This window comes from Streptomyces sp. NPDC059679 (genome assembly GCF_042734105.1).
Lineage (GTDB): Bacteria > Actinomycetota > Actinomycetes > Streptomycetales > Streptomycetaceae > Streptomyces.
In genome coordinates, this window is sequence record NZ_JBHWES010000180.1 from 1 (window position 1) to 590 (window position 590).

Consider the following 590-nt stretch of genomic DNA (forward strand, 5'->3'; position numbering starts at 1 on the left):
CCCCTTTTCGACTTCCCGAATCCGGTCTAGTACTGGTAATATTGAGCTTGTTGGAAGGGGGTGGCACCCCGAACAACAAGAACCACTCGAAACCCACACCGGAGGAACCCATGAGCGAGCAGATCACCCCCGAGCGTCAGGCCGAGGCGGAGGAGATTGGCCGCACGGTCTACCAGGCCATGCGCGCCGAGATGATCGAGGCGTCCTGCCAGCGGGAGGGCGTCGATACCCCTCTCCTCATGGAAGGGCTGGAGGCTGAGGCGACCTACCAGGCCGCCCGCGAAGCGCTGACGAAGGCCCGCGCTGAACGTCAGCGCGTGCTCTACGCCATGTGGCGCGCGAACAAGGACCCGCGCGCCGTCGCGGCCCTCATGCCCGCCACCGTCAAGGCCGCCACCGTGCGCGCGGCCGTGATCAAGCTCGCGCCCAGCCAGGACTTCGAGGCCCTGCCGCTGTGGCGCACCGACGACGAGGAGGTCGACGCCACCAACTGACCCCGTCCGGGCGGGGGGGGGGGGGGGGCCCCCCCCCCCCCCCCCCCCAAACCCCCCCCCCCCCCCCCCCAAACCCCCCCACCCCATGACCCAAAC

1 protein-coding gene is annotated in these 590 nt (G+C 70.0%); it reads left to right on the top strand.

Annotated features, from left to right (window positions below):
• The first annotated feature begins 110 nt into the window (after positions 1-110).
• Positions 111-494, top strand: coding sequence for a hypothetical protein (locus tag ACFV2X_RS55475; protein ID WP_385631930.1), 384 nt, complete (start codon positions 111-113; stop codon positions 492-494).
• Positions 495-590 lie beyond the last annotated feature (96 nt).